Source organism: Candidatus Afararchaeum irisae, assembly GCA_034190545.1.
In the GTDB taxonomy this organism is placed as follows: Archaea; Halobacteriota; Halobacteria; order Halobacteriales; family Afararchaeaceae; genus Afararchaeum; species Afararchaeum irisae.
Window position 1 is genome coordinate 1 of the sequence record JAXIOF010000034.1, and the last position, 2,967, is coordinate 2,967.

The window sequence follows — 2,967 nt, forward strand, 5'->3', positions numbered from 1 at the left end:
TCCTGAGCCGAGACTGTACCCACCGACGCCGCCACCGAGACAGACGCCAGCACCAACAGAGCCATAGCTACAGCTACTCCTACGACTACGGAGTTTTTCATGTCCACAAAGAAGAAAGAAGAGACGCCCTCTTATCTATCTTCTTCCGGTCTCAGTCGTCTGCGACTACGCTCTCCTCGGTCGCTGCGCACCGGTTGGGTCCGAGTTCGAGGTTGGTCGCCTCTTCCTCGCCTTCAAGCTCCTGCTTGCCCTCGTTTATAGCGATGACATCCTCGTAGTTGGGAGGCTTCGAGGGCATGTTCTCGAAGGCAGCCTCGACGTACTCGTCCTTGTCCATCTGTATCATCTCGTTGCTCGTCCTTATCTTGCCCACAGTCGACACCATCGGTGTACCGGGTGTGACATCGATGAACTCTCCGTCGTCTGTGACCGAGAAGTGTGCGGGGAGTATCTTGACTGTGTCAGGCTGTGACATCATGTTCTGGAGAGTGTCGTAGAGTACTGTCGAGGCGTCCTCGGCGTCCTCTCCCGAGAACTGGAGCTCAGTACGTCCGACCGACTCGACGAAGAGAGTGTCTCCCGTCATCAGAGCCTCGTCCTCGACTAGCCAAGACGTCGAACCTGTGGTGTGTCCCGGGGTGTGTACCGCCTTTATGCTCACGTTACCGACCTCAACTGTGTGGTTCGGCTCGACGGGATCGTAGTCGAATCCAGGGTTACGTGTCTCGGCGGGAGATCCGAGATGGTACGGAACGTCGAGTTCGTCGGCGAGTCGGCTTCCTCCCGAGATATGGTCTGCGTGGATATGTGTGTCGAAGACCTTGGTTATCTCGAAGCCACGTTCGGCGGCGGCGTCCTTGTACTCGTTCGTGTGACGCGTGACGTCTATCGCCGCAGCCTCTCCCGTCGCCTTGTCACCGACTATGTATCCGAGACAGCCCTTAGATCTCCTCTGAAGCTGTACTATCTCGATATCGTCGTCCTGTGTAGCTACGGGGGTCACGTCATAGACCGCACTCCACGCCTTCATTCCTCCCTCGACGTTGTAGACGTTGTCGTAGCCTCTCTCTTCGAGCATCTCGGCGGCGTACTCCGACGATCCTCCCTCTGCACACAGTAGGTAGACGGGCTCGTCCTCGGGTATCTCGTCGAGGTAAGAGTCGGGATCTTCCTCGAACTCCATGAAGGGTATGTTCTTAGCCCCCTTTATGTGCCAGTCGTCGAACTGATCCTCGAAACGCATGTCTATAAGTTCATACTCCTCGTCAGAGTCCTGCAGGTCTCTGAGATCTTCTGCCGTTACTGTTCCCACCATACAATACTGTGTAGTCGGCGGTGACACTAATATAAACAGCCCTTATTTTCGGGGGGTTTAAACGTCACCTCAGTCGTCGAGTAGAGCCCCGAGTATCTTGTTCTGTGCCGCCGAGAGATGCTCCGAGAAGGTCGAGGCGGAGATTCCGATCTCGTCGGCGACCTCCTTCGCGTTTGCACCCTTCGGGTACTCGAAGTACCCCATCTCGTGTGCCGTCTTGAGAACATCCGTCTGTCTCTCGGTCAGAACCGATCTGTCGACGAAGGCTATGTCTGACTTCGAGCCCTCGTCCTCGGTTCTCACGAGACGCTGGAGGCTAATGTCGGAGAACTCATCGCGTAGCTCCGTGGTTATATCTTTGAGGGTATCGACGTCGGGAGCGTGGAACGAGATTAGGAGAGAGCCGTCCTCTCCCTTGACGTCGGACACGGGACAGCCTGCGTCCTCTATGACCTCACACACACAGCCGATTCCCGTCTCCCTCTCGAACCTGTAGACGTTCTCTGAGCCGTACGAGAAGACCTCGTCGACCTCCTCGTCTGACTCCTCGACTGAGCTCTCCGTGTACGTGAACTCCTCTACTGCTGTTCCGTCGGGAGTAACAGCCTTAGAGACGGCACCCGACTCACCACCCTCCTCTGAGACCTCAGCCACAGGACAGTCCTGAGGCTTGCCGACTGTCAGCTCCACCCTTACCCCTGATACCATACCACCCAATTATGACACAAAAGTATATAACAATAACGGACTCCCGAGCGAACATAGCTAACACGGAACAGGGAAAAGCCGATGAGTCTGGAGCGACGACGGACTGTATGATAGCTTTGGTGCCCTTCGATGCGTCTGACCTCTCGAAGGCAGCTCTGAGACGAGCCAAGGAGTACGCCGACGCCCTCGGGGACTGGGCGATAGTCGCTACCTCCGTACTACCAGACGACGAGAGGTACGTGAGGTCGAGAGGCTGGGTAGACGAGGACGATGGCTTCAGCTTGGAGAAGGCTGCTGAGTACTTGGAGGACGAGGTCGCAGAGATAGCCCCGAACGCTGCGTTCGAACACAGCGTAATAGGCGGCTACTCGACCAAGGGATCGATAGCCACAGAGCTCGGATCAGTCATACGTGAGTACGATCCGAGTATAGTCTTCATAGGGAGTGACAACGTCGGACGTATAGCAACACCTGTCACGAGCGTCGGAGGCCGTGCAGCGAGCGCGGGCGACTACGACGTATACGTTGTACGTAAGCCGAAGCCCTCCGAGATCGAGGGTCTCTGATCTACCCTACGACACCAAGACTTTAGAGACCCGAAGCCGTTCTTGGAGTATGGTGGGGAGTAAATCCGCGACTCTGAAAGACTGTGACGCCGTCATAGACGTAGAGGACGAAGTCTGTTTCATGCCTATAATGAACGCGAAGAAGGAGCTCGACTCGTCGGAGCCGGGCGATCTGATAGCCATAAAGACGGGAAAGCCGTCGGAAGACTGCGACGAGGTCGAGTCGTGGGTCTCTAAGCTCGACGGCGGCGAGCTCGTTGAGATACGTGACTCCGAGTCAGGCGTAGTCGCGTATATAGAGCGTGTATGAATTAGACCAAGCTGACAGAGACTGCGAGGGACACGGTCACTCCGTTCACTGTCCCTCGATTCTCACTT

General features: G+C 56.2%; 4 protein-coding genes. 2 read left to right on the forward strand and 2 right to left on the reverse strand.

Annotated elements, in window-relative coordinates; all coding sequences use genetic code 11:
• Positions 1-151: 151 nt before the first annotated feature.
• A complete protein-coding gene (locus SV253_04665) occupies positions 152-1,315 on the reverse strand; it encodes a rhodanese-like domain-containing protein (protein MDY6775355.1) in 1,164 nt (387 codons plus the stop codon).
• A 69-nt stretch (positions 1,316-1,384) separates the two neighbouring features.
• Positions 1,385-2,023, reverse strand: coding sequence for a helix-turn-helix domain-containing protein (locus SV253_04670; protein MDY6775356.1), 639 nt, complete (start codon positions 2,021-2,023; stop codon positions 1,385-1,387).
• A 107-nt stretch (positions 2,024-2,130) separates the two neighbouring features.
• On the opposite strand from SV253_04670, the gene SV253_04675 reads away from it, so the two are divergent.
• Positions 2,131-2,589, forward strand: coding sequence for a universal stress protein (locus tag SV253_04675; protein MDY6775357.1), 459 nt, complete (start codon positions 2,131-2,133; stop codon positions 2,587-2,589).
• A gap of 49 nt (positions 2,590-2,638) precedes the next feature.
• Entirely contained in the window at positions 2,639-2,899 is a 261-nt protein-coding gene (locus tag SV253_04680; GenBank protein MDY6775358.1) for a sulfurtransferase TusA family protein, read from the forward strand.
• Positions 2,900-2,967: the final 68 nt, after the last annotated feature.

Excerpts from the sequence above, each read along its gene's own strand:
- SV253_04665 (MDY6775355.1), bottom strand. The coding sequence starts at position 1,315 with ATGGTGGGAACAGTAACGGCAGAAGATCTCAGAGACCTGCAGGACTCT.
- SV253_04670 (MDY6775356.1), bottom strand. The coding sequence starts at position 2,023 with ATGGTATCAGGGGTAAGGGTGGAGCTGACAGTCGGCAAGCCTCAGGAC.
- SV253_04680 (MDY6775358.1), top strand. The coding sequence starts at position 2,639 with ATGGTGGGGAGTAAATCCGCGACTCTGAAAGACTGTGACGCCGTCATA.
- SV253_04675 (MDY6775357.1), top strand. The coding sequence starts at position 2,131 with ATGATAGCTTTGGTGCCCTTCGATGCGTCTGACCTCTCGAAGGCAGCT.